Raw genomic sequence first — 23,796 nt, 5'->3', positions numbered from 1 at the left:
GGCCCGTCGATATTCTGGAGCCATGTCGACCGAGACCATCGAGTTCCAGGCGGAAGCCCGCCAGCTGATGCAGCTGATGATCCACTCGATCTACTCGAACAAGGACGTCTTCCTGCGCGAGCTGGTCTCCAACGCCTCCGACGCGCTCGACAAGCTGCGCCTGGCGTCGTACACCGACAAGGACCTCGACGTCGACGTCTCCGACCTGCACGTCGAGCTCGTCACCGACGCGCAGGCCCGCACGCTGACCGTGCGCGACAACGGCATCGGGATGAGCCGTGAGGACGTGGTCGGGCTGATCGGCACGATCGCCCGCTCCGGCAGCGCGGAGATGATCGCGCAGCTGCGGGCGGCGAAGGAGAACGGCGGCGACACCTCGCCGGAGGCCTCGGCGGAGCTGATCGGCCAGTTCGGTGTCGGGTTCTACTCCAGCTTCATGGTCGCCGACCGCGTCGAGATGCTGACCCGCCGGGCCGGCGGGGACGCCGGGGTGCGGTGGGAGTCGGCGGGCGAGGGCACCTACACCGTCACCGACGAGCCGGACGCCCCGCAGGGCACCACGATCACCCTGCACCTCAAGCCCGTCGACGCCGAGGACGGGCTGCACGACTACGCCGACGACGGGGTCGTGCGCGGGCTCGTGAAGCGGTACTCGGACTTCATCACGTGGCCGATCCGCATGGGTGAGGACACGGTCAACTCGCGCAAGGCCCTGTGGTCGCGCCCGCAGAGCGACGTGACCGCGGAGGAGTACACCGAGTTCTACCGGCACGTCAGCCACGACTGGCAGGACCCGCTGGAGACGATCCGGCTCTCCGCCGAGGGCACCTTCGAGTACCAGGCGCTGCTGTTCCTGCCCTCGCACCCGCCGATGGACCTGTTCATGCGCGACGCCCGCCGCGGCGTGCAGCTCTACGTCAGGCGCGTGTTCATCATGGACGACTGCGAGGCGCTGGTCCCGGAGTACCTGCGGTTCGTCAAGGGTGTCGTGGACGCGGCCGACCTCTCGCTCAACGTGTCGCGGGAGATCCTGCAGCAGGACCGCCAGATCCAGCTGATCCGCAAGCGCCTGGTCAAGAAGGTGCTCTCCACGATCCGCACGATGATGGACGCCGACGCGGAGAAGTACGCCACCTTCTGGGACGGGATGGGCCGCGCGGTCAAGGAGGGCCTGCTCTCCGACGGCGACAACCGGCAGGCGATCCTCGACCTCTGCTCGTTCGCCGGCACCCACGACCCCGAGAAGCCGACGGCCCTGCGCGACTACGTCGACCGGATGCCCGAGGGCCAGGACGCGATCTACTACGCCACCGGCGACTCGCGGGCCGCGCTGGAGGGCTCCCCGCACATGGAGGCGTTCCGCGCCAAGGGCTACGAGGTGCTGCTGCTCACCGACCCCGTCGACGAGGTGTGGGTCGACATGGTGCCGGAGTTCGCCGGCACGCCGCTGGCCTCGATCGCGAAGGGCGACGTCGACCTGGGCGGCGACGACCTCGACGAGGAGACGAAGCAGGGTTTCGACGGGCTGCTGACCTGGCTGGGCGAGACGCTGGCCGACGAGGTCAAGGAGGTGCGCCTGTCGCACCGGCTGACGACGTCGGCGGCGTGCCTGGTCGGCGACCCCGGCGACCTCACCCCGACGCTGGAGAAGATGTACCGCGCGATGGGGCAGGAGCCGCCGAAGGTCAAGCGGATCCTGGAGCTCAACCCGCAGAGCCCGCTGGTCCTCGCCCTGAACCGGGCGCACACCGAGCGTCCGGGCGACGAGGAGCTGCGCGGGCTGGCCCGGCTGCTGCACGGCACGGCGCTGCTGGCCGAGGGCGGCGACCTGCCGGACCCTGCGGCGTTCGCCGCCGCACTCGCGGCGCAGTTGGAGCGCTCGCTGACGGCATAGGTGCGGGTGCCCCGGGCCCGGCGCACGGCCGGGCCCGGGGCCGCCGGGTCAGCCGCGCGGTGTGGTCGACGTACGGTCGGCCGCACCGTCCGCGGGGGCCGCCGGGACGGGCGGGGTGCCGCTGGGCGGGGTGCCGGGTGGCCGGTCCCCGTTGACGGCGGGCGCGGCGGGCACCGGTGCGGACGGGAACACCTCCTGCCGCAGCCCGGCGATCATCGCGAACATCATCGCGAAGACCATCAGGAAGATCGGCAGGCCGATCACCGTGATGACCTGCTGGAGCGCCTCGAGCCCTGCCGTACCGCCGATGATGATCAGCGACGCGGCCAGCGCCCCCTCCGACAGCCCCCAGAACACGCGCTGGCGGGTGGGGCCCGCCTCGCCGGTGCCCGAGCACAGCATGTCCACGACCAGCGACGCCGAGTCCGACGAGGTGGCGAAGAACAGGGCGACCACGACGACCGCGATGCCCGAGATCAGCGTCGCGGCCGGGAAGTTGTCGAAGAAGGCGAACATCGCCAGCGGCACGCTGTCGGCGACCGCCGCCGAGATGGTCCCGCCGGTCCCACCGATCCCGTCGATCTGCATCGCCGACCACCCGAAGATCACGAACCAGACCAGGGTGAACAGCGACGGGGCGATGAGCACGCCGCCGACGAACTGGCGGATGGTGCGCCCGCGCGAGATGCGGGCGAGGAACACGCCCATGAACGGGGCCCAGGTGACCGTCCAGGCCCAGTAGAAGACGGTCCAGCCGCCCTGCCAGCCCCAGCCGCCCTCGTCGGTGAACTGCGCCATGGAGTCGTTCCAGAACGACAGCGGGACGATCTGCTGGGCGTAGAGGCCGGCGCTCTCGAAGATCTGGCGCAGCAGGAAGACGGTGTCCCCGGCGATCAGGACGAAGATCATCAGCCCGACGGCCATGAGGATGTTGAGGTTGGACAGCCGCCGCACGCCCTTGTCCAGCCCGGCCACGATCGACGCGGTCGCGACCAGCGTCAGCGCGGTGATGATGAGGACCTTCGGCCAGACCGCGTCCGGGATGCCGGTCAGCGCGGTCAGCCCGGCGTTGATCTGCGAGGTGCCCAGGCCCAGGGAGACGGCGAGCCCGAACAGCGTGCCGAGCACGGCGAAGACGTCGATGGTCTTGCCGATCGGGCCGTGGATCCGCTCCTTGAGGAAGGGGTAGAACACCGAGGAGACCCGCATCGGCAGGTCGTAGCGGTAGATGAAGTAGCCGAAGGCCAGCCCGGGCAGGGTGAAGATCGCCCAGGTGTGCAGGCTCAGGTGGTACAGCGAGATCGTCATCGCGTCCTGCGAGGCCTGCACGCTGTAGGGCTCCACGCCGGCGTAGGGCGGGGTGGAGAAGTGCGAGATCGGCTCGGCCACCCCCCAGAACATCAGCACGGTGCCGATGCCGCCCGCGAACAGCATCGCGAACCACGACAGGTTCGAGTACGCCGGTGTGTCCGCGTCGTGGCCCAGCCGCAGGTTCCCGTACTTGCTCAGGGCGACCCAGGCCAGGAACACCAGCCAGGTGGTGACCCCCAGGATGAAGAACCACCCGAGGTTGGTGACGATCCACTCCCGCCCGGCGCCGAACGCCGTCCCGATCGGGCCCGGGAACGACAGCAGCAGCACGAGGAAGGCGACCATCAGGCCCGCCGACCAGAAGAAGATGTGCGGGTTGGTCCGCAACCCGAGCCGACGAGCCAGATCCTCCACGACCACGCACTCCGATCCGCGACGCCGGCCGCGCGCGGACAGGGTCTGCGTCGGGCGTACGGAATGACGCGGCGTGACGTCGACCGGGCCAGGATCGGCTACGTATGCCCCGTTTGTCCACCGCTGACGTCGCCGGCCGTCGCCGGTCGGGTCGGCTCAGCGGCGGGGCGCGCCGTCGTCGGGTTCCTCGCCAACGGGCGTGACCACCGTCGGGTCCTCGGCGCCGGTGTCGGTGGGGGCGGTGCGGTGCAGGACGGTCGGCGGGTCCTGCTGGGCCTGCGCGGTGTCGATCGGCTCGACCTGGCGGGCGGGCCGGGGCGGGGCCGCGGGGGCCTGCCGGGCGCGCCGGCGCCGGGCGTCGAGGGCGAACGCGACCGCGGCGACGGCCAGCACCACGACCACCCCGGCGACGAGCACCAGCACCGCGGCCGGCGTCATCCCTCCACCACCGGCGCCGTGGCCGGTACGCAGAGCACCGGGCGGGCGGAGAGCTGGAGCAGCTTGTGCGACACCGAGCCGAGCAGGGCGCCGCGCAGCGGGCTCTCGTTCCAGGTGCCGACCACGATGACGAGCGCGTCGTGCTCCTCGGCCGCCGCGATCAGGGCCGGGGCGGGACGGGAGTCGACGACGTCGACGATGACGCGCACCCCCGCCGCCTCCGCGGCCGCGACGGCCGGTGCGGCGATCCGCTCGTCGAGCTCGTCGAGGGCCACCCGGGCCTCGTCGGCCTCCTCGCCGACGGTGCTCGGCGGGGCGATGCCGTGCACCAGCACAAGCGGCACGTCGAAGCTGCCGGCCAGCTCGATCGCGATGTCGAGGGCCCGCCGCGCACCGGGCGACCGGTCGTAACCGAGCACGATGCTCTTCCCACTGGCCACGTCCGTCAGCCCTTCCCGGTCTCCGACGGCTCCGGCGCGACGCCGGGCCGTTCCTGCCAGAACCGCGCGTCGTGGAACCGCCACGCGATCATGAAGACGATACCGACCAGGAAGATCCCGACGCCGATCACCAGCGGCGGCCCGAAGCCGAACCACGAGGTGCCCGACGAGCTGGCCTCGGGGTCGTTGAGGTCGGTGACCGACAGGACCAGCAGGTAGATCAGCAGCGCGGAGCCGAGCAGCGGGCCGACGCCGATCAGGAGCAGGTTCGACGCGCTGCGCAGCAGCTGCCTGCGGTGGTAGACCGCGCAGGCGATGCCGGTGAGGGAGTAGTAGAACGCGATGAGCAGCGACAGCGCGGTGAGGGAGTCGAACAGGGCGTTCTCGCTGATCAGGTAGATCAGGACGTACCAGCCGATGGCGATGGCGGCGACGGTCCAGGTCGACACGTCCGGGGTGCGGAAACGCGGGTGGATGTGCGCGAGCCGCCTCGGCAGCGCGGCGCGGCGCGCCATCGACAGCCCGGTGCGCGACGCGGGGATGATCGTGGTCTGGGTGGAGGCGAGCGCGGCGGTGGCCACGGAGACCAGCAGCACCCAGTCCCAGCCGCCGAGCACCTCCTCGCCGAGCAGCGCGAAGATCAGCTCGGCCTGGTCCTGGTTGTCGGCGAGGAACCCGGTGCCCGCGAACGCGACGACCGCGTAGGCGACGGACAGGTAGGTCACCAGCAGCACGACGGTGGAGACGATCGCGGCGCGCCCCGGCGTCGAGGCCGAGTCGGTGGTCTCCTCGGTGAGGTTGACCGCGGACTCCCAGCCCCAGTAGGCGAACACCCCGAGCAGCAGGCCCGCGGTGAGCGCGGCGCCGCCCTCGGCGAACGGGTTGAGCCAGGTGAACGACGGCGTCTCGGCGTCGAAGGGGGTGTCGCCGGTGGAGGCCCGCACCAGCGCGACGACCGCGAACACCAGCAGCGACAGCACCTGCACGAGGATCAGGACGTTCTGGAACCGCGCGGAGATCTCGGTGCCGAGCACGCACAGCGCCGTCATCGCGAGCACGACGACCACGACGATCGGGATGACGACGCCGTTCGTGCTCGCCAGGTCGTCCAGGCCCAGCGCGAGCAGCGAGAAGCGCACGGCGGTGTCGGCCAGCGAGCCCGTGACCAGCACGCCCGTCATCGCGATGGCCCAGCCGCCGATCCACCCGAGCCACGGGCCCATCGCCCGCGTGACCCAGGAGAACGTGGTGCCGCAGTCCTGGTCGACGCGGTTGAGGTAGTAGAACGCGGAGGCGATCAGCAGCATGGGCACGAACGACGCCAGCAGGACGCCGGGCGCGTAGACGCCGACGAGCGCCACCACGGGCCCGATGATCGCGGCGAGCGAGTACGCGGGCGACGTCGACGCGAGGCCGATCACCAGCGCGTCGAGGAACGAGATGGCGCCCGGCTTGAGCTGTGCCTCCGGCGCGGCGGCGGGTTCGGCACTCATCGGAGAGTTATTCCACCAGTCCTGGTTCACCCACAAGAGCCACTCCGGCTACTTTGCTGCTCGCGGTAGCCGTTGCGTTCTCCCGGAGCGAGGTGCGTCGTGCGGATCCTGCTCATCGGTGCCGGTGGGGTGGGTGGGTCGGTGGCCGCGATCGCGGCGCGGCGGGAGTTCGTGGAGCGGCTGGTCGTGGCCGACTTCGACCACGCCCGGGCGCGTGCGGTCGTCGACCGGGTGGGCGATGCCCGGTTCGTCGCGGCCCGGCTGGACGCGGCCGATGCCGACGCCGTGGCGGCGGTGCTGGCCGAGCACGGCTGCACCGCGCTGCTCAACGCGACCGACCCGCGGTTCGTCATGCCGTTGTTCCGGGCCTGCCTGGCGGCGCGGGTGACCTATCTGGACATGGCCATGTCGATGTCGGCGCCGCACCCCGCCGCCCCCTACGAGCGGTGCGGCGTCAAGCTCGGCGACGAGCAGTTCGCCCTGCACGACCCCTTCGCCGACGCCGGGGTGCTCGCGCTGGTCGGCATCGGGGTGGAACCGGGGCTGTCGGACGTGTTCGCCCGGTTCGCCGCCGACCACCTGTTCGCCCGCATCGACGAGCTGGGCGTCCGCGACGGGTCCGACCTGGCCGTCGCGGGTCGCGGGTTCGCCCCGCCGTTCTCGATCTGGACGCTGATCGAGGAGTGCCTCAACCCGCCCGTGGTGTGGGAGCGCGACCGCGGCTGGTTCACCACCGAGCCCTTCAGCGAGCCCGAGGTGTTCGACTTTCCCGGTGGCATCGGGCCGCTGGAGTGCGTGAACGTCGAGCACGAGGAGGTGCTCCTCATGCCGCGGTGGATCTCCGCGGAGCGGGTGACGTTCAAGTACGGGCTCGGGTCGCACGTGATCGGGGTGCTGCGGACGTTGCACGAGCTGGGCCTGTCGTCGACGGTCCCGGTGCGGGTGGGGGAGGTGTCGGTGTCGCCCCGGGAGGTGGTGGCCGCCTGCCTGCCCGACCCGGCGACCCTGGGGCCCACGATGACGGGGCGCACCTGCGCCGGGCTGTGGGTGAGCGGGACCGGCGTCGACGGCGCGCCGCGGCAGGTCTACCTGCACCACGTCGTCGACAACGCGTGGTCGATGCGCGAGTACGGCTGCCAGGCCGTGGTGTGGCAGACCGCCGTCAACCCGGTGGTGGCGCTGGAGCTGCTGGCGACCGGGGTGTGGTCCGGCCGGGGCGTGCTCGGCCCGGAGGCGTTCGACGCGGTGCCCTTCCTCGACCTCCTGACGTCCTACGGCTCGCCGTGGGGGATGCGCGAGGGGGGCTGATCCCGGACCCCCGGGTGGTGCTGGCACCACCGTCGACCGGCCCGCTGTCCTCCTGGGGCCGGACTCCACGGGTGGGGATGCTCGGGTCACATACCGGACGAACCCCCCCCAGGAGTCTCGATGACCACCCACGCCCCCGCCCCCGCCGGCACCGTTCCGGCTCGGCGCACCCCCTTGGCCCGCCGCCGCGCTCGTGTCCGGGCTGGCCGCCGCCGGGTCCACGTTCCTGCTGGCCATGTCGCCGGACAGCTTCGGCGGCCCGCCCGAGCCCACCACCGAGTTCCTCCGCGATCGCCTCTCCGAGCCCGTGGCCGTGCAGCTCGGCGGCACGCTGGCGCTCGTGGTTCTGGCCGCGTCCCTGGTGTTCCTGCTCGGGCTCGTCCGGTTCCACACCCGGCACGCGCCGCACCGCGAGGGGCTGGTGGAGGCGCTGCGCTGGACGTCGATCGCGTTCCTGTGCGCGGGGACCATCGGGGTCCTGCTCCGCTACGTCGCGGCGAGCGGGGTGCCGGGCGGCACCGACTCCGCGTTCTACTCCCCGGAGGCCGCCGTCACCCTCGCCGTGCTCGCCGACCAGGCCGCCTTCGGCGCCTACCTGCCGGGCCTGGCCGTGATGACCGTCGTCGGGCTGCTCGCCGTGCGGGACCGGGTGCTGCCGCTGGGCGTCGGCGTGGTCGCGCTCGTGCTCGCCGCCGCGTCGACCGCGGCCACGGTGGTGCTCGGCCTGCCCTACAGCGCCGGGCTGGTGTGGCCGCTGTTCGCGCTGGTCGTCGGGGTGACCGGGCTGCTCACCCGCCGACCCGCCTGAACCGCGCGCGCCGGGTCCCCACCGAGGGTGCTGCGGCACCGCACGGTGATCGGCTCGCCGCCCGAGGTCGAGTGGCGGGCATCGCGCGAGGCGAGCACCCTGTCCTCATGAACAACCTTCGGCGCGATTCGGCAGGACGGCTCGACGTGGTCCACCGCGCGGGTGCGGTGCTGTTCGGACTCGGCCTGTGGGTGTTCGGCGGTCTCGGCCTCGCGGACGGCCTGCCGTTGTTCTCGACCGCGGGCGCCCCGGTGCTGGGGCTGTCCTCCAACGGCCTGCTGTCCCTGGGTGTCGCTGGTGGTGGGGGCGCTGCTCATCGCCGGCGGCCTGCGCGGCGGGCGGACGGCCTCGACCGTGCTCGCCGTCGTCGGCGTGGCGTTCCTGCTCTCCGGGGTGGCGAACGTGCTCGTGCTGGGCACCCCGCTCAACCTGCTGGCGTTCCGGATGTCCAACGTGGTGTTCAGCCTGGTCTCCGGCGGGCTGCTGCTGACCCTGGGTGCCTACGGGCGCTTCACCGGCCGGCTCCCCGACGGCAACCCCTACGCGACGGGACACGGCGCCGTCGACGCCGACGGCCGGCCGGAGCCGGTGCGGATCGAGGACCCCGGCAGCGCCCGCGCCGCGGCCGAGCTGGCCGAGGCCGAGCGCGCCGAGGCCCGGCACGCGGCGACCCCCGCGCAGCAGGCCGCGCTCGACGCGTTGCGCGACGTCCGCCGTCCCGAGGACCGGCTGGCCGGCTGGCAGCGCGTCTACGACGGCTGACCGGGGTCAGGGCGCGACGTCCAGGGCGGGGTTGGCGTCGAAGAACCCCGCCGGCTTGAGCCAGAAGCTCACCGTGTCGGCGGGCATCACCGGCCAGTCCTCGACGCGGGGCACGTGGTGGATGCCGAAGACGTACCAGAGCACGACGTCGGCGTCCTCCACGCTCCGCTGTCGCGCCGTCCACACCGGCAGCCCCTCGTCGACGGCGGACTGGTTGACGAACTCGCCGCAGGGCCAGCGCTCGTCGGCGTCGAACGGGGTGACCCACAGCGTGTGCCCGATGGCCTGCGCCCGCGCGAACACCGACGAGGCGGGGTCGAGCATCGGCGGGATCGCCGCGCCGGGCACGAGCTTGTAGGCGACGGGCGTGCCGTGGGCGTTGGGGCGCGAGGGGTTGGTGACCTTCCAGGCGCGCTGGGTCTCCCAGCGGTAGTCCTGCGGGCCCTCCACGGTGACCGGCTCGTTGCGGAGCACGAGCGCGAGACCGTCGGGGTTGTCGGGGCCGATCGGGGGCTGCGCGGCCTCCGTCATGACGACGGTGTTCGCCGGACCGTCGACCTCCATGTCGAGCCGGGCGACGATGAAGTGCTGGTGGATCGGGGCGTAGGTGTCACGGTCGACGACCACGCCGTAGGGCGGGGCGTCACCGGTGAACGGGGTCGTCACCATGATCCCGGTGGCGCGCACCTCGCACTCGATCGAGCCGTCCTCGTAGAGGCGCCAGTAGACGAGGTACTCGTAGTTGGCCACGGTGACGTGGGTGGAGATCACCATGCGGCGCATCCGTCGCACCTCGGCGCCCGCCCGGCCGTCGACGTGCTTCCAGAGGACCCCGTTGTCCTCCTCGTGCAGGCAGATCGCGTTGCGGATCTCCTGCGGCTCGCCCGCGGTGTCGTGCAGGACGGCGTCGAGGTAGCGGATCTCGCCGAGGCAGTCGCAGCCCAGCTCCAGCGACGTCGTCATGAAGCCCAGGCCCCACTCGCCGATGTCGAAGGCGGTGCGGTCGGCGTGCTGCGGGGTGGGGTCGCGGTAGGGGACGACCATCTCGGCGAAGGACAGCCGGTGCGCGATCGGCCTCGTGGCGGTCCCGTCGTGCCACCCGACCTGGTGCAGGACCAGGCCCTCGCGGTGGGTGAACCCGATCCGCAGCCGCCAGTTCTGCCAGCGGAGCGCATGGCCGTCGAGGGAGAAGGAGACGCCCTCGGGCTGGGTGATCTCCAACGGCTTCCGGTCGGTGCGGGCCCGGTGGCCGGGGACGTGGGCGGGGGCGTACTCGCCCTGGACGTCGGGACGGCCGGGGTCGCCGTGGTCGACGATCTCCAGCAGTTCCATCGTGTTCAGGTCGACGATCAGCCGCAGCCCGGCCACCGGGTGCGCGTAGGGGTTGGAGTCGGGCGCGTCGCGCACCCACACGTCGCACCAGCCCACGCGGCGCCCGCGGTGGGCCTGCGGGAGGCGGGCGGCGCCGTAGGTCCAGACGTCGACCAGCGCGAGCGAGGGGTCGTCGATCCCCCGGGCGGCCAGCGCCGCGACGACGTCGGGGTGCGCGCGCATGGCCTCGTCGCAGTCGTGCCACTCGTCGACGGTGGCGTTGGGCTGCCGGTCGGGGTGGGCGTCCCAGGCGACCAGCGAGTCGCCGGTGAGGTCGAGCATCGCGACGTAGGGGACGCCGGTGGTGGTGTCCCAGACCACGGCGCGGGCGCGGCGCGGGACCTCGTCGCCGTCGCGGTGGGCGGCCACCGCGGCCTTGGACGGCTCCCGCAGCTCGATCCCGGCGATCCGCCACGTCGGGCGGGCCACCCCCTTCTCCCGGCGGAGCAGGGCGGCGGCGTGGCGGAACTCGTCGGCGGTGAGGGGGTCCAGGGGGTGGGTCACGGGGGAATCCTGGTGAGTGGTGGAGGGGACGGCAAGGGGCGGCCGGCCGTGCGTCGAGCCGATCGCGGGCCCGCCGGCTAGGGTCCGCGACGATGCTGCCACTGCCCGAGGGTGTCTACGAGTCCCTACGGACCGCGGCCCTCGACGCCGACCTCGCCCGCTCCCCGGAGCTGACGCCGCGCTTCGCCGCCGTCGACCCGGCCGATGAGCCGCACGTGTTGGCCCGGCACGTCGCGACCGCCGTCGAGCGGGCGTTGGACGCCGAACGGGACCCGGCGCGCCGACTCGCGCTGGTCGACGACCTGCTCGGACGGGTGGCCGCCGAGCAGGAGCGGATCGCCGGCAGCGCCGAGCACCTCGTGACCCTCAGCCGGGAGACCGCGCCGGGGGTGCACCGGCTGGAGCGCCCGGTCACCCCGCTGTCCTCGGCGGCGCTGCTCACCAACGCGCACGGCGAGCCGTCGCTGATGGCCGAGCTGCGTGCCGAGCTGGGATCCGCCGACCGCGTCGACCTGTTGTGCGCGTTCATCCGCTGGGCCGGGATCCGCGTGCTGGAGGACCAGCTCGACCTGTTGCGGCGCCGGGGCGTCCCGTTCCGCGTCATCACGACCACCTACGTCGGCGCGACCGAGCAGCGGGCCGTCGACGCGCTGGTCCGGCGCTACGGCGGGCAGGTGAAGGTCAGCTACGAGACCACGACGACGCGGCTGCACGCGAAGGCGTGGCTGTTCCGACGGAACTCCGGGTTCGACACGGCGTTCGTCGGCAGCAGCAACCTGTCGCGCTCGGCGCTCGTGGACGGGCTGGAGTGGAACGTGCGCCTGTCGTCGGTGGCGACGCCCGACCTCCTGCGGAAGTTCGCCGGGACGTTCGACAGCTACTGGGCCGACCCGCGGTTCGTCGACTACGACCCGGACCGTGATCACGACCGCCTGCGCGACGCGCTGGGTCGCGACCGCATCGACGTCTCCCCGGTGTCGGGCCTGGAGGTCCGACCGCACCCCCACCAGACCATGATCCTCGACGCACTCGACGCGGAGCGGACGCTGCACGACCGGCACCGCAACCTGGTCGTGGCCGCCACGGGCACCGGCAAGACCGTCGTGGCGGCGCTGGACTACGCGCGGTTGCGGAACTCCCTTCCCCGCGCCCGGCTGCTGTTCGTCGCGCACCGCAGGGAGATCCTGGAGCAGTCCCGCCGGATGTACCGGGAGGTGCTGGCCGACGGGGCGTTCGGCGAGGTGTACGTCGGTGGCGAGCGGCCGGAGCGCTGGGAGCACGTGTTCGCGAGCGTGCAGTCACTGGCGGCCTACGGGGTGGAGCGGCTGCCTGCCGACCATTTCGACGTGGTCGTCGTCGACGAGTTCCACCACGCCGAGGCGCCGACCTACCGACGGCTGCTCGACCACCTCGCACCCCGCGAGCTGCTCGGTCTCACCGCGACCCCCGAGCGCACCGATGGCACCGACGTCCGCGACCGGTTCGGCGGCCGCACCGCCTACGAGCTGCGGCTGTGGGACGCGCTCAGCGCCGACCTGCTCGTGCCGTTCCACTACTTCGGGGTGGCCGACGACGTCGACCTGCAGGGGATCGAGTGGAGGCGCGGCACCTACGACGTCGCGTCGCTGGATGCGGTGTACACCGGCAACGACGCGCGGGCGATGAAGATCGTGCGGGAGACCCGGGACAAGGTCACCGACGTGCGCCGGATGCGGGCGTTGGGCTTCTGCGTCTCGGTGGCGCACGCCCGGTACATGGCCGAGGCGTTCGTCAAGGCCGGGATTCCCAGCCTGGCCGTCGACGGCTCGACGCCGCCGGCCGAGCGGGCCGAGGCGCTGCGCCGGCTGCGGAGCCTGGAGGTCAACTGCCTGTTCTCGGCGGACCTGTTCAACGAGGGCCTCGACCTCCCCGAGATCGACACCGTCCTGTTCCTGCGCCCGACGCAGAGCGCCACGGTGTTCCTGCAGCAGCTCGGCCGCGGCCTGCGCCGGGCGCGCGGCAAGGCGGTGCTCACCGTGCTGGACTTCATCGGCCGGCACCGTCAGGAGTTCCGGTTCGACGTCCGATACCGGGCGCTGACCGGGAGCACGCGCAAGGGGCTCGTCGACGACATCGAGCGGGGTTTCCCGTTCCTCCCGTCGGGATCGCAGCTTGTGCTGGACCGGGTCGTCGAGAGGATCGTGCTCGACAACGTGAAGCAGCAGCTGCGGACCACGCGCCGGGCCCTCGTCGCGGACGTCCGATCGCACGGCGACCTCGCGTTGGCCCGCTACCTGGAGGAGTCGGGGCGCGAGCTCGTCGACGTGTACCGGTCGGGTTCGTGGACCGGGCTGCGGCGCGACGCGGGCCTGCCCACCCTTCCCGCCGGGCCGGACGAGGCGGCACTGCTGAAGAAGGCCGTCGCGTTCGCCCACGTCGACGACCGGGAGCGGGCGCTCGTCTACTCCGCCTTGACCCGGCCGGACAGCCCGGCCTACGACGACCTCACCACCCGCGAGCAGTGCCTCGCCCGGATGCTGTTCTTCCTGCTCTGGCCCGACCGCGGCGGCCACGCCTCCTACCAGGACGGACTGGCACACCTGCGCCGCCACCCGGCGGTGTGCGCGGAGATCCGCGAGCTGGTGGCGCTGTCGTTCGACCGTGCCCGGCACGTGCCGCGCCCGCTGGGGGAGGGGTTGTTGCACGTGCCGCTGCTCAGCCACGCGCACTACCGCCGTGAGGAGGTCCTCGCCGCGCTGGGCTGGGCGTCGCTGACGCGCAAGGCGCACGGCCACGCGCAGGGGGTGGCGTGGGCGCCGGAGACGGGGACCGACGCGTTGCTGGTCAACCTGCGCAAGACCGAGCGCGACTTCTCCCCGACGACGATGTACCGCGACTTCGCGCTGAGCCCGGACCGGTTCCACTGGGAGTCGCCCAACGCCACCACGGTGGCGTCGGGGCCGGGGCAGCGGTACCTGACCGGGACCTCCCACGTGGCCCTGTTCGTGCGGGAGACGCCGACCGACGACCTGGGCCCGGCTCCGTTCCTGTGCCTGGGGTTGTGCCGCTACGTCGAGCACACCGGGGAGCGGCCGATCGCGATCACCTGGTCGTTGGACCGGACCATGCCGGCGGAGGTGTTCCGGACGGCGTCGGTGGTGGCGTCGTAGCGACCGCCGTGAGCGTTCCGCGGAACGCTCACCGGAGTGCCCGGGTCAGCGCGCCACGAAGTGGCTCAGCAGGGCCTGCACCTCGTAGACGTCGACACCCTTGCCGAACTGCTTCGCGATCGGCGCGGCGCTGCCGGAGAGCCAGATCTTGAGCTCGGCGTCGAGGTCGAACGTGCCGGCGGTCTCGACGCTGAAGTGCGTGATCGCGCGGTAGGGGACCGTGTGGTACTCGATCTTCTTCCCGGTCAGCCCCTGCTTGTCGACCAGGATCAGGCGCCGGTCGGTGAACAGGAACGCGTCGCGCACCAGGAGGTACGCGGCGTGCACCTGCTCGCCCTGGCCCAGCAGCCGCCCGTACTCCTGCGCGGCCGCGGCCGGGTCCATGCGCGAGGCGTTGCCCATGATTCCGTCGAGGAAGCCCATGGGGCATCTTGACATACAACTGATTGGTTGTATGTTTGTCGCATGGCCGAGGACGACGAGGACCGGGCGGACGCCCTGTTCCACGCGCTCGCCGACCGCACGAGGCGCGACATCATGCGCCGCGTGCTGGCCGGGGAGCACTCGGTCTCCGCACTGGCGGCGGGCTACGACATGAGCTTCGCCGCGGTGCAGAAACACGTCGCCGTGCTGGAGCGCGCCGGCCTGCTCACCAAGCGGCGCAACGGCCGCGAGCAGCTGGCCAGCGGTGACGTCGCGGCCGTGCGGTCGGTGGGCTCGATGCTCACCGAGCTGGAGCAGGTCTGGCGCGGCCGCATCGCCCGGATCGACGAACTGATCGCCGAAGAACCATCCTGAGCAGAGGAGCACCGACATGCCCGTCACCGACGTCACCCACGACATGGACGCCCTGACCCTGACGATCGTCGCGGACTTCGCGGCCCCGCCGGAGCGCATCTGGCAGGTCTACGCCGACCCGCGCCAGCTCGAGCGCGTCTGGGGCCCGCCGACCTACCCGGCCACCGTCGTCGACCACGACCTGCGCCCCGGCGGCCGGATGACCTACTACATGACCTCTCCGGAGGGCGAGAAGTTCGCCGGGTACTGGGAGATCGCCACCGTCGACGAGCCCGCGGGCTTCACCTTCGACGACGGCTTCGCCCACCTGGACTTCACCCCGAACACCGAGATGCCGGTGTCGCGCAACGAGTTCCGCTTCGCCGCCCGTGACGGCGGCACGCGCGCGACCTACGTCAGCACCTACGCCACGGCCGACGCGCTGCAGCAGGTGCTCGACATGGGTGTCGTCGAGGGGGCGTCGAGCGCGATCAACCAGATCGACGCGCTGGTCAGCTGAGCAGGTCGGCCACGCGGCGGCGGAAGCCGTCGGCCGCGGCGGCGGTGAGCGGGCCCGGCGCGGCGGGCAGCCCCCGGCCGTCGATCGCCGAGACCGGCTGCACCTCGCGGGTGGTGGAGGCGAGGAACGCCTCGTCCAGGCCGTCGAGCTCGTGCAGCGCGAGGCCGCGCTCCGTCGCCCCGGTGACGGCGAGGACGTGCCGGCGGGTGATCGAGTCGAGTACGTGGTCGCGCAGCGGCGGGGTGTGCAGGCGGCCGCCGAGGGCGTAGAAGAACGCCGAGGTGGGGCCCTCCAGGACCCGCCCGTCGGGGGTGACCAGCAGTGCCTCGCCCGCACCCGTCTCCCGGGCCAGCCGCGTGGCGTGCATGTTGGCGGCGTAGGACAGCGACTTCACCGCGTCGAGCACCCGCGAGGGCGCGTACTCGACGGTCGCGAGCGCGATCGTGGGCGCGGTGTCGGGCAGCGGCGCGAGCAGCACCACCCGCCGCCCGCCGCGGGTGATCAGCAGGCGCACCGTCCCGTCGACGGCGCCGGCCCGCTCCAGCAGGGCCTCGACCTCGGCACGGGCGGCGTCGAGGTCGAACTCCAGGTGCACGTTGGCCGCCGACCGGCTCAGCCGTGCCAGGTGCTCGTCCCAGGCGAAGGGGCGGCCGCCGTAGAGCCGGGCGACCTCGAACACCCCGTCGCCGCGCAGCAGTCCCTCGTCGGTGACGGGGATCGTCATCGTCCCCGCCGGGCCGACCACACCGTCGACCGAGGCCAGTTCGTCCACGATCGGGACCCTACGTCGGCGCGGCCGCGAGCCGGGCGGCGAGCCCGTCGAGGATGAGGTCGAGGCCGGGGCCGAACTCGTCGGCGTAGGAGTAGTCGTGGCCCCGCACCTGCTCGGCCATCATCTCGGCCAGGTGCGGGAACTCCTCGACGGGCAGGCCGAGCGTGTCGACGAACGCGTCCGCCCCCTCGCCGGGGGAGAACGGGAGATTGACCTCGGTGAGTACGAATCCGTAGACGTAGGCGTCGATCACGGAGAACGCGTGGGCGGCGAGTGCGACGCTGAACCCGTTGCGGCGCAGGCAACCCAGCACGGTGTCGTGGTGGCGCAGCAGCGCGGGGCCGGGGTCGCGCCGCGACTCGATGAGGCCCAGCGCCCACGGGTGCGCGGCCAGCACGGCGCGGGCCGAGGCGGCCCGGTCGGCCATCGCCGGGCGCCACGGCAGGTCGGGCGCGGGCAGCGCGATCTCGCCGTAGACGCGGTCGGCGAGCGCGTCGAGCAGGGCGTCCTTCCCGGCGACGTGGTGGTAGAGCGACATCGCCTCGACGCCGAGCTCGCGGCCCACGTTGCGCATGCTGACGTGCGCGAGGCCGCCGCGGTCGGCGACGCGGACCGCGGCGTCGACGACGCGGTCGCGGGTCAGGGCGGGTCGGGGCACGGGAACCTCCTTGCGGGCTTACGACTGTAAGGCTACCGTCCTCCCCACGGACTTACAGGCGTAAGGAGACATCATGAGGGCAGCCGTCGTGACCCGGTACGGACCGCCGGAGGTCGTGCGCGTCGTCGACGTGCCCGCGCCCGTCGCGCGCCGCGGAGACGTGCTGGTGCGGGTCGTCGCCACCACCGTCAACTCCGGGGACGCCCGGATCCGCGGCGCCCGCTTCCCGCGGGGGTTCGGCGTGCCGGCCCGGCTCGCGCTCGGGCTCCGGGCGCCGCGGCGACCGGTGCTGGGGGTGGTGTTCTCCGGCGTCGTCGAGGTCGCGGGCGGCGGGTTCGCCGTGGGAGAGGAGGTGTGCGGCATGACCGGGGCGCGGATGGGCGCGCACGCCGAGCTCGTCGCGGCCCCGGCGGCGCGGGTGGTCCGCAAGCCGTCCGAGGTGTCCCACGACGACGCCGCCGGGGTGCTGTTCGGCGGCACCACCGCGCTGCACCTGCTGCGCGACGTGCGCCGCGGGCAGTCGGTGCTGGTCGTCGGCGCGTCCGGGGCGGTCGGCACCAGCGCCGTGCAGGTCGCGGCCCACGCCGGCGCGACCGTCACCGCCGTCACCCGGGGCGCGAACGCCGCACTGGCCACCCGGCTGGGCGCGGCGCACGTCGTCGACCACACGACCACCCCGCTGACCGGGCGGTTCGACCACGTCCTCGACGCCGTCGGCACGCTCACCCCGGCCACCGGGCGGCGGCTGCTGACCGACGACGGGGTGCTGACGCTGGCCGTCGCGAGCCTGGGGGAGACCGTGCTGCCGCGGCGGCGGGTGCGGGCGGGCGTCACACCGGAGCGGGCGGAGGACTTCGCCCTGCTGCTGGGGCGGGTGGCGAAGGGGGAGCTGGAGGTGGTGGTGGAGGAGGTCGTGGGGCTGGACGGGATCGTCGAGGCGCACCGGCGGGTGGACTCGGGGCGGAAGGTGGGGAACCTGGTGCTGCGTCCGTAACGTCGCCTTTTGCGAGGCCGATGCAGGGGGGAGCACGGCACGTCGGGGGGAAACCACTGCATGGCGAAGTTGAGCGCGATCCTGGACCAGATCGACGGCGGGACGATGCTCCTGCCGGAGTTCCAGCGCGGGTACGTGTGGAACCGCGACCAGGTGCGCGGCCTGATGCGGTCGCTCTACAAGGGGTATCCGGTCGGCGCGCTGCTGGTGTGGGAGACCGACACCGCAGGTCAGGCCGTGCGGGGAAGCTCCGGCGTCTCCGGCACCAGGTCCCTGCTGCTCGACGGCCAGCAGCGGGTCACGACGCTCTACGGCGTCGTCCGCGGCCGACCGCCCGCGTTCTTCGAGGGCGACCCGGAGGCGTTCCGCGGGCTGCGGTTCAACGTCGAGACCGAGGCCTTCGAGTTCTACGGCCCGGTGAAGATGAAGGACGACCCGCGCTGGATCGACGTCACCGCGCTGTTCCTCGACGGCACCGGGCCGGTCTACTCGGCGCTCGCCGCCCACCCCGACACCCAGCCCCGGTTCGCCGAGTACGTCGACCGCGTCCAGCTGCTGCGCAACGTGCTGGAGCGCGTGTTCCACGTCGAGGCGATCACCGGCACCGACAAGACCGTCGACGTCGTCGTCGACATCTTCAACCGCGTCAACTCCGGTGGCACGAAGCTGTCCAAGGGAGACCTGGCGCTGGCCCGGATCTGCTCCGAGTGGGCCGACGCGCGCCCGACGATGCGTCGCAACCTCGACCGCTGGGCCGCCGACCGCGACCTGCGCTTCGCCCCCGACTGGCTGCTGCGCACCGTCAACGCCGTGGCGACCGGGCGGGCGCCGTTCTCCGCGCTGGAGAACGTGACGGCCGCCGAGTTCTCCGACGCGCTCATGAAGAGCCTCCACAACATCGACCACCTGCTGGACCTGGTCTCCTCGCGGCTGGGTCTCGACCACGACCGCGTGCTGTTCGGCAAGTACGCCCTCCCGGTGCTGGCCCGGGCCCTGCACGCCCGCGGCGGCCGGTTCACCGACGCGGCCGAGGCCGACCGGGCGCTGTGCTGGTTCGTGCACGCCGCCGTCCGTGGCCGCTTCACCGGCTCCACGGAGACGATGCTGGCCAAGGACCTGGAGACGGTCGACCGCGAGGGTGTCGACGGCCTGGTCGCGGCGCTGCGCCGCACCCGCAAGGGCCGGCTGACGATCGATCCGCAGGACTTCGAGGGTGCAGGCCGCGGCTCGCGCTCCTACCCGCTGCTGTACCTGGTGAGCCGCGCCGCCGGAGCTCGTGACCTGGTCACCGGCCGGGCGCTCGGGCAGGACACCGGCGCGATCGAGGTGCACGAGATCTTCCCGCGCGCCGCGCTGGCCACGCTCGGGTACTCCCGCGCCGAGGTCAACTCGGTGGCGAACTACGCGTTCGTCACGCCGTCGAGCGCCACCGCGCTGTCCGGACGGGAACCCGGCGAGTACCTGCCGACGCTCGACGCGGACGCCCGCGCCGCGCAGTGGATCCCGGACGGCCCGTGGCGCCTGGACTCCTACCCCAAGTTCCTCGCCGCCCGCCGCAAGCTGCTCGCCGCCGCGGCCAACGACTTCCTCGGCGACCTGATGGCCGGTGTCCTGCCGGCGGAGCGGCTCCTCGCGCCCGTGGCCGTCACCGCGGAAGCGGCCGAGCCGGACCCCCGCGCCGCCGAGGTCGCCGCACTGGTGGCCGAGTTGGAGGCCCTCGGTTTCGCGACACCGTCGCTGGACGAGGAGATCACCGACGCCGAGACCGGGCGGGTGCTCGCCGTCGCCGAGGCGTTCTGGGCCGGTGGACTGCAGGTGGGGCAGGGCAAGCCGGTGGTGCTGGAGCTGGATCCGGAGGAGGCCGACATCCCCCGGCTGACGGAGCTGGGCTGCGAGGTGTTCACCTCGGTCGACGCGCTGCGCGGCTACGTCCGGCGGCTCGGGGAGGTGGCGTCGGGGGAGCGGGAGGCGACGGGCGGGTTCGCCGAGCAGAGTCTGGCGGACGGCACACTGGAGAGTGCCCTGTTCCGGAGCATCGAGCTGTGTCGGGTGGAGCTGGGCTACAACCCCGTCGGCCTGCGGAGGATGATCCACGACCTGGGTGCCCTCGACGCCGTGCGCCGGATCCTCAACGCGCCGACCCCGAGCGACGGGTTCCGGCGGTTGTGGGACGAGCAGCGGCTCGACCTGGCCGTCGAGGCGGTCGCGCTGGAGTTCGCCGGCTCGTTCACGCCGGGGGAGCTGGCTACGGCCCGGCAACGGTTGCGGGACGCGGGCGTCGTGAACCCGACGGGAGAGGCTCCGACCAACGGATGACTCCAGATGCTCCTCTCTGCTCGACACCCGTCGAGCGCTCGACCTCTTTGACGCGGAGCTGACGGGTCCTCGTGATCTGTTCTTCCGCACCCGGCTCTGCACGGCGGCGCAGCTACCGGGCTGGGCCGTCGACGTCGGTCACTGGGCGGGACGCAGGAGCTGGACGGTGCCGTCGGACCGCAGTTCGGCCTCCACCACGGCCGGGTGGGCCGGTGTGTCGCCGGAGCTGAGTGCGGTGGCCAACGTCGCGAACAGCACCTGGGTCCGGGCGTTCTCGGCGGCGCTGTCGGCCACGACATTGGGCAGCGCCCAGCCGGAGGTGCCCAGTGGCACGGTGGACAGGCGGACGAACAACGCCCTTAGCCGTCGCAGCTCGGCGCGCCGGACGGCGAGGTCGGCCTCCACGCCCTCACGGAACGCGGCGAGGGCCATCCCCGGGTTGCGCAGCTGCGCCTCGGCTGTCGTCAGCATGATCCGCCGAGCGTCCAGGTTCAGGGAGAGGTACGCGGTGCGGACAGCGCTCGGAAAGGAGTCCCAGCCGAGCGACCCGACGGCGCCCAGTGCCTCGCGCACGGTGGAACCTGAGACGTCCGCCGGACCGAGCCCGGCGACGACCCGCTCCCATCCCGTCAGCAGCGTCACGGACCGGTGCCGGATGACCTGGAGGTTGCTCATCGCGGTGCCCAACCCGATGCTCTCCGGGATGGTCGCCCCGTCGAGCAGGGCGGCATGGGATTGGCGGATGGCCTGTTCGGCGGTGTGCAGGCGGGCGTCGTCGTCCATGTCGAACCTGGCGTTGAGCCGGTCGACGCCGTCGCGAATGGCGTCGAGCCGGCGTTCCTGCTCGTCGCCGCCGGCCATCTCGGCCACGACCAGGACGGCCATCAACCCGAGGGCCGCCGGGTTGAGTCCGGCCGCCATCCGCGCCGGGGACATCGGGACGAGCCTCGCCTGGCCGACGATCCGTCCGCCTGCGCCGCGGACCGCGCTGCTGACGCCACCGCCGACTGTCCTGACCAGGTCGTCCACGCCGTACCCCACCGGAAGCTCCATCCGGAAGATCCGGCTCGCCTGGGCGGAAGAACCCGTCCGCGCGGCGATATCGGCGAGCTGTCGGCCGAGAGCACTGGACGCCCGGAGCGGGGCGCCCCACGAGCGTTCAGCGGGCACCGGACCGTCGGACCAGCTCACGAGCATCCCCTCGCCCCGGGCGAGCGACTCCCACGGATTGGCCGCGGGATGCACCGGTCGGCCGTCGACGGGAACGACGACAGCGGGGCGTACGTGCGGGTCCATGCGACTCCATTGATCGGCCGGGTGGGTCCGTCGGTGATCGGGCGGTCCCGGATCGATCAGACCGCACCTCACCGATGACCCCAGTGAAGCGGACGACCCGAGCCGAGTCCGACGGGGCGTCGCGTGCGGCTGCCGCGCCCGGTCTGGCGGGCTGCGGAGATCGACGGGCAGGCCCGGGATCGAGGCGCGGCCCAACCGGGACAACCTCACCCGGAGGCCGCACCCTGCGTCCCGGTGCACCCGTCCGATCCGGCGCACCCACCTGCGCGACGTCCGGCCCGGCGCGCACCGTGCGGCCCGCCGCGCACCATCGAGGGTGCGCGCGGGGCGCGACGGTGCGCGTGGCCGGGCGCGCAGCGGTCGACGGCGGGCGGGCGCTGCGGCCGGCGCGCACCTTCCGTCCCCGGCGGGCGCCGTTCTCCCAGTCGCGGACCCGCTCGGCGAGGCGCGTGCCTTCCGACCCGCCGCGCACCTCGCCATCCGCCGCGCACCATCGAGGGTGCGCGTGGGGACCGAAGGTGCGCGGCCTGGCGCTCAGCGGTCGACGGCGGCCGCGTTCGCGACGCCGTCAGTACCTCCCGAGCGTGAGGCGGGCGGTCGCGCCCGGCCGGTCAGGCGTCCCGCAGCCAGCCCGCCGCGGTCTGCCGGGAGATGCCCAGGGCCCGGGCCATCGCCACGACCTCCAGACCCTCCCGCTTCCCGGCCACGAGCAACTCCCGCTGCCGGGCCCGCAGCTCCTCGATCCCGGCGGCGACCTCCGCCATCTCGGCGAGCAGGGCCTGGGCCTGCGGCGTGGCCCCGGCCCGGGACCGGCCGACGCCGGGGCGGGGGAAGGTGCGGACGGCGTCGGGGTCCCAGGTCCGGCCGTCGGGCAGCGGGGCGGGGGCCTGGCCGCGGGAGACGTAACCGTGCCAGGTCGCGAGCTTGACGCCCCACGCGTCGGCGCACTCCTGCGCGGTCCAGCTCATCGGAGCTGCGCCAGTGCGTCGGCCAGGCCGGGGAAGCCGGGGTCGGCGGCCCGGATCGTCTCCAGGTCGCGGCGGGCCGCCGCCGGGTCACCCTGGGCGAGGCGAGCACGTTCCAGCAGGGCGCGGTGGCGCACCGAGGACGCGCGCTGCGGGACGCGCAGGGCTTCCTCCAGCGCGTCGCGGGCGGCGTCGGGGCGGCCGAGCGCGGCGAGCGCGCGGCCGCGGAAGACCAGCAGCAGAGCGGTGGCGTCGTCGGCGTTGACGGTGCCCTCGGTCAGGTCGACGACCTCGGAGTACCGGCCCGCCTCCCCGTACAGCTCGGTGAGCGACAGGGCGGCGGGGGCGGTCGGCTCGGCCTGCTCGACGGTCCAGATCGCGGCGTCGAGGTCGCCCGCGGCCTGGTGCAGCTCGGCGACGGCGAGCAGCACGACGTCGGTGGTGATGCCGAGGTAGGCGGTGGCGCCGTAGGCGATCGGCACCGGCCAGGTCCGGTCGGCGAGGTGGCGGGTGGTGAACGGGTGGTGGTGCAGCGCCGTCGTGCCCTGCGCGGTGACCCAGCCGAGCAGCTCCCGGGCGCGGACGGGGTCGGGCTCGCCGAGGCCGTCGAGCGCGGCGGCCAGCAGGCGCAGGGTGGGATCGGTCCGGCCGTGGGTGCGGGCGACGGCGGCGTAGCGGCCGGTGCGCATGGCGTCGAGGAGGTCGCGTTCCCAGGCGGGCGGGTCGACCGGGAAGGGGGTGGGTGCGGACGTGGGTGCGTCGAGCGGTGGCGGGGTGGTCGGCGGTGGGGCAGGGGCCGGGGGCGGCGCGGGCCGCCGCGACCTGGCCTCGCGCAGCGTCGTCGAGTGCATCAACCCCATCCGCGCCGACCCGACGCTGGTGCTGATCCGCCCGCCCGGGTGCCGCGTGAGCCGCATGTTGCGGGGCCCGACGGAGTAGCTGACGCCGCCGTTGCCCACCGTCACGTGCACGCCGGGCAGGATCTTGATGCTCTTGTGCAGCCAGAAGCCCACGGTGCCCCCTACAGCTCGTATCCGGCGGGGACGGGCGGGTGACGCCAGTCGGTCCCGGGCGGTTCGTCGACGACGTCGACGCCGAAGTCGCGCGCCAGCCCGGCCAGCCCGTCGTGGTAGCCCTGACCGACGGCCCGCACCTTCCACTGCGCCCCGCGCCGGTAGAGCTCGACGACGACGGCCGCGGTCTCGGTGCTCAGCCCGTCCATCGTGAACGCGGCCAGTGGCTCGCCCGACCCGGACACCACGGCCGCGCGCACCGGCCCGAGCCCGGCCACCGGGCCGCCGTCGACGCTGACCGCGAACGCGACGGTGTCCACCGCGTCGTCGACGGCGGCGAGGTCGACGTCGATCCGGTCGGTCACCCCGGCGGCCGTGCGGCGACCGGCATGGACGACCTGCCGCCCGGCGGAGGCGGGCTGGTTGTAGAAGACGAAGTCGGAGTCGCCGCGGACGCGGCCGCCGGCGAGCAGCAGCGCGGACAGGTCGGCCTCGAGCCCGGGGCGGGGCGTCCAGGTGCAGGTCACCGAGACGGTGCGGGACGCGGGGAGGGCCAGGTTGGCGCCCTTCGTCAGCTGCACGGCGACAGGTTA

Annotated in this window: 21 protein-coding genes; 9 read left to right on the top strand and 12 right to left on the bottom strand. The window is 73.2% G+C overall.

The features are described from left to right. Positions 1-22 precede the first annotated feature (22 nt). Positions 23-1,894, top strand: a complete 1,872-nt coding sequence (htpG, locus tag PHY01_RS10590) for a molecular chaperone HtpG (RefSeq protein WP_141278398.1) — start codon at positions 23-25, stop codon at positions 1,892-1,894. Between the two features lie 48 nt (positions 1,895-1,942). Here htpG and PHY01_RS10585 read toward each other — a convergent pair whose 3' ends face one another. The 4 genes from PHY01_RS10585 to PHY01_RS10570 form a co-directional block, all read right to left on the bottom strand. Beyond that, a complete protein-coding gene (locus PHY01_RS10585; RefSeq protein WP_141278397.1) occupies positions 1,943-3,619 on the bottom strand; it encodes a BCCT family transporter in 1,677 nt (558 codons plus the stop codon). Positions 3,620-3,775: 156 nt separating this feature from the next. Beyond that, on the bottom strand, positions 3,776-4,057 hold the full coding sequence (locus PHY01_RS10580) for a hypothetical protein (protein ID WP_141278396.1): 282 nt from the start codon (positions 4,055-4,057) through the stop codon (positions 3,776-3,778). Further along, positions 4,054-4,497: a universal stress protein gene (locus PHY01_RS10575; protein WP_141278395.1), complete on the bottom strand. Its 444-nt coding sequence runs from the start codon at positions 4,495-4,497 to the stop codon at positions 4,054-4,056. The genes PHY01_RS10580 and PHY01_RS10575 overlap by 4 nt, the downstream gene beginning before the upstream one ends. Before the next feature lie 5 nt (positions 4,498-4,502). Beyond that, the gene (locus PHY01_RS10570; RefSeq protein ID WP_141278394.1) at positions 4,503-5,990 is read right to left on the bottom strand and encodes an APC family permease; all 1,488 of its coding nucleotides are present in this window, start codon (positions 5,988-5,990) and stop codon (positions 4,503-4,505) included. Positions 5,991-6,089: 99 nt separating this feature from the next. Between PHY01_RS10570 and PHY01_RS10565 the strand changes: the two genes are divergently transcribed. From PHY01_RS10565 to PHY01_RS10555, 3 genes are all read left to right on the top strand, one after another. Continuing rightward, positions 6,090-7,298: a saccharopine dehydrogenase family protein gene (locus PHY01_RS10565; protein WP_141278393.1), complete on the top strand. Its 1,209-nt coding sequence runs from the start codon at positions 6,090-6,092 to the stop codon at positions 7,296-7,298. 193 nt (positions 7,299-7,491) lie between these two features. Beyond that, positions 7,492-8,106: a hypothetical protein gene (locus PHY01_RS10560; RefSeq protein ID WP_141278392.1), complete on the top strand. Its 615-nt coding sequence runs from the start codon at positions 7,492-7,494 to the stop codon at positions 8,104-8,106. A 288-nt stretch (positions 8,107-8,394) separates the two neighbouring features. After that, positions 8,395-8,868 (top strand): DUF4383 domain-containing protein, encoded by a 474-nt coding sequence (locus PHY01_RS10555; RefSeq protein WP_141278391.1) that lies wholly within the window; start codon positions 8,395-8,397, stop codon positions 8,866-8,868. 6 nt (positions 8,869-8,874) lie between these two features. On the opposite strand, the gene PHY01_RS10550 is transcribed toward PHY01_RS10555, so the two are convergent. Beyond that, the gene (locus PHY01_RS10550; RefSeq protein WP_281283619.1) at positions 8,875-10,845 is read right to left on the bottom strand and encodes a primary-amine oxidase; all 1,971 of its coding nucleotides are present in this window, start codon (positions 10,843-10,845) and stop codon (positions 8,875-8,877) included. On the opposite strand from PHY01_RS10550, the gene PHY01_RS10545 reads away from it, so the two are divergent. Next, the gene (locus PHY01_RS10545; protein ID WP_141278390.1) at positions 10,836-13,892 is read left to right on the top strand and encodes a DEAD/DEAH box helicase; all 3,057 of its coding nucleotides are present in this window, start codon (positions 10,836-10,838) and stop codon (positions 13,890-13,892) included. The two genes, PHY01_RS10550 and PHY01_RS10545, sit on opposite strands and share 10 nt — an antisense overlap. Before the next feature lie 45 nt (positions 13,893-13,937). Here PHY01_RS10545 and PHY01_RS10540 read toward each other — a convergent pair whose 3' ends face one another. Then, positions 13,938-14,315, bottom strand: coding sequence for a PH domain-containing protein (locus tag PHY01_RS10540; RefSeq protein WP_141278389.1), 378 nt, complete (start codon positions 14,313-14,315; stop codon positions 13,938-13,940). Positions 14,316-14,357: 42 nt separating this feature from the next. On the opposite strand from PHY01_RS10540, the gene PHY01_RS10535 reads away from it, so the two are divergent. Then, complete coding sequence (locus tag PHY01_RS10535) at positions 14,358-14,690, top strand: ArsR/SmtB family transcription factor (RefSeq protein ID WP_141278388.1); 333 nt, start codon at positions 14,358-14,360, stop codon at positions 14,688-14,690. A gap of 16 nt (positions 14,691-14,706) precedes the next feature. After that, positions 14,707-15,189 (top strand): SRPBCC family protein, encoded by a 483-nt coding sequence (locus PHY01_RS10530; protein WP_141278387.1) that lies wholly within the window; start codon positions 14,707-14,709, stop codon positions 15,187-15,189. On the opposite strand, the gene PHY01_RS10525 is transcribed toward PHY01_RS10530, so the two are convergent. Together PHY01_RS10525 and PHY01_RS10520 are read right to left on the bottom strand one after the other, a co-directional pair. Continuing rightward, entirely contained in the window at positions 15,182-15,961 is a 780-nt protein-coding gene (locus PHY01_RS10525) for an aminotransferase class IV (RefSeq protein ID WP_141278386.1), read from the bottom strand. The two genes, PHY01_RS10530 and PHY01_RS10525, sit on opposite strands and share 8 nt — an antisense overlap. Before the next feature lie 10 nt (positions 15,962-15,971). Then, on the bottom strand, positions 15,972-16,619 hold the full coding sequence (locus tag PHY01_RS10520) for a TetR/AcrR family transcriptional regulator (protein WP_141278385.1): 648 nt from the start codon (positions 16,617-16,619) through the stop codon (positions 15,972-15,974). A 73-nt stretch (positions 16,620-16,692) separates the two neighbouring features. Here PHY01_RS10520 and PHY01_RS10515 point away from each other — a divergent pair, with 73 nt between their 5' ends. Together PHY01_RS10515 and PHY01_RS10510 are read left to right on the top strand one after the other, a co-directional pair. Further along, positions 16,693-17,613: an NAD(P)-dependent alcohol dehydrogenase gene (locus PHY01_RS10515; protein ID WP_141278384.1), complete on the top strand. Its 921-nt coding sequence runs from the start codon at positions 16,693-16,695 to the stop codon at positions 17,611-17,613. Positions 17,614-17,673: 60 nt separating this feature from the next. Further along, positions 17,674-19,929 carry a DUF262 domain-containing protein gene (locus PHY01_RS10510; RefSeq protein ID WP_141278383.1) on the top strand — a complete coding sequence of 752 codons (2,256 nt, stop codon included), beginning with the start codon at positions 17,674-17,676 and terminating at the stop codon, positions 19,927-19,929. 138 nt (positions 19,930-20,067) lie between these two features. On the opposite strand, the gene PHY01_RS10505 is transcribed toward PHY01_RS10510, so the two are convergent. The 4 genes from PHY01_RS10505 to PHY01_RS10490 all read right to left on the bottom strand — a co-directional run bounded on the left by PHY01_RS10505 (position 20,068) and on the right by PHY01_RS10490 (position 23,784). Then, a complete protein-coding gene (locus PHY01_RS10505) occupies positions 20,068-20,982 on the bottom strand; it encodes a hypothetical protein (RefSeq protein ID WP_141278382.1) in 915 nt (304 codons plus the stop codon). Positions 20,983-21,836: 854 nt separating this feature from the next. Beyond that, on the bottom strand, positions 21,837-22,193 hold the full coding sequence (locus tag PHY01_RS10500; protein ID WP_141278381.1) for an RNA polymerase sigma factor: 357 nt from the start codon (positions 22,191-22,193) through the stop codon (positions 21,837-21,839). Then, positions 22,190-23,203, bottom strand: coding sequence for a DUF4236 domain-containing protein (locus PHY01_RS10495; RefSeq protein ID WP_170183747.1), 1,014 nt, complete (start codon positions 23,201-23,203; stop codon positions 22,190-22,192). The genes PHY01_RS10500 and PHY01_RS10495 overlap by 4 nt, the downstream gene beginning before the upstream one ends. Positions 23,204-23,211: 8 nt before the next feature. Continuing rightward, entirely contained in the window at positions 23,212-23,784 is a 573-nt protein-coding gene (locus PHY01_RS10490) for a TerD family protein (protein ID WP_141278379.1), read from the bottom strand. Positions 23,785-23,796 lie beyond the last annotated feature (12 nt).

Origin of the sequence: Pseudonocardia hydrocarbonoxydans (assembly GCF_006539565.1) — a bacterium.
GTDB classification, from domain to species: Bacteria; Actinomycetota; Actinomycetes; order Mycobacteriales; family Pseudonocardiaceae; genus Pseudonocardia; species Pseudonocardia hydrocarbonoxydans.
The sequence above is the reverse complement of the archived record's forward strand: the minus strand, read 5'-3'. Positions and strand labels throughout refer to the sequence as shown.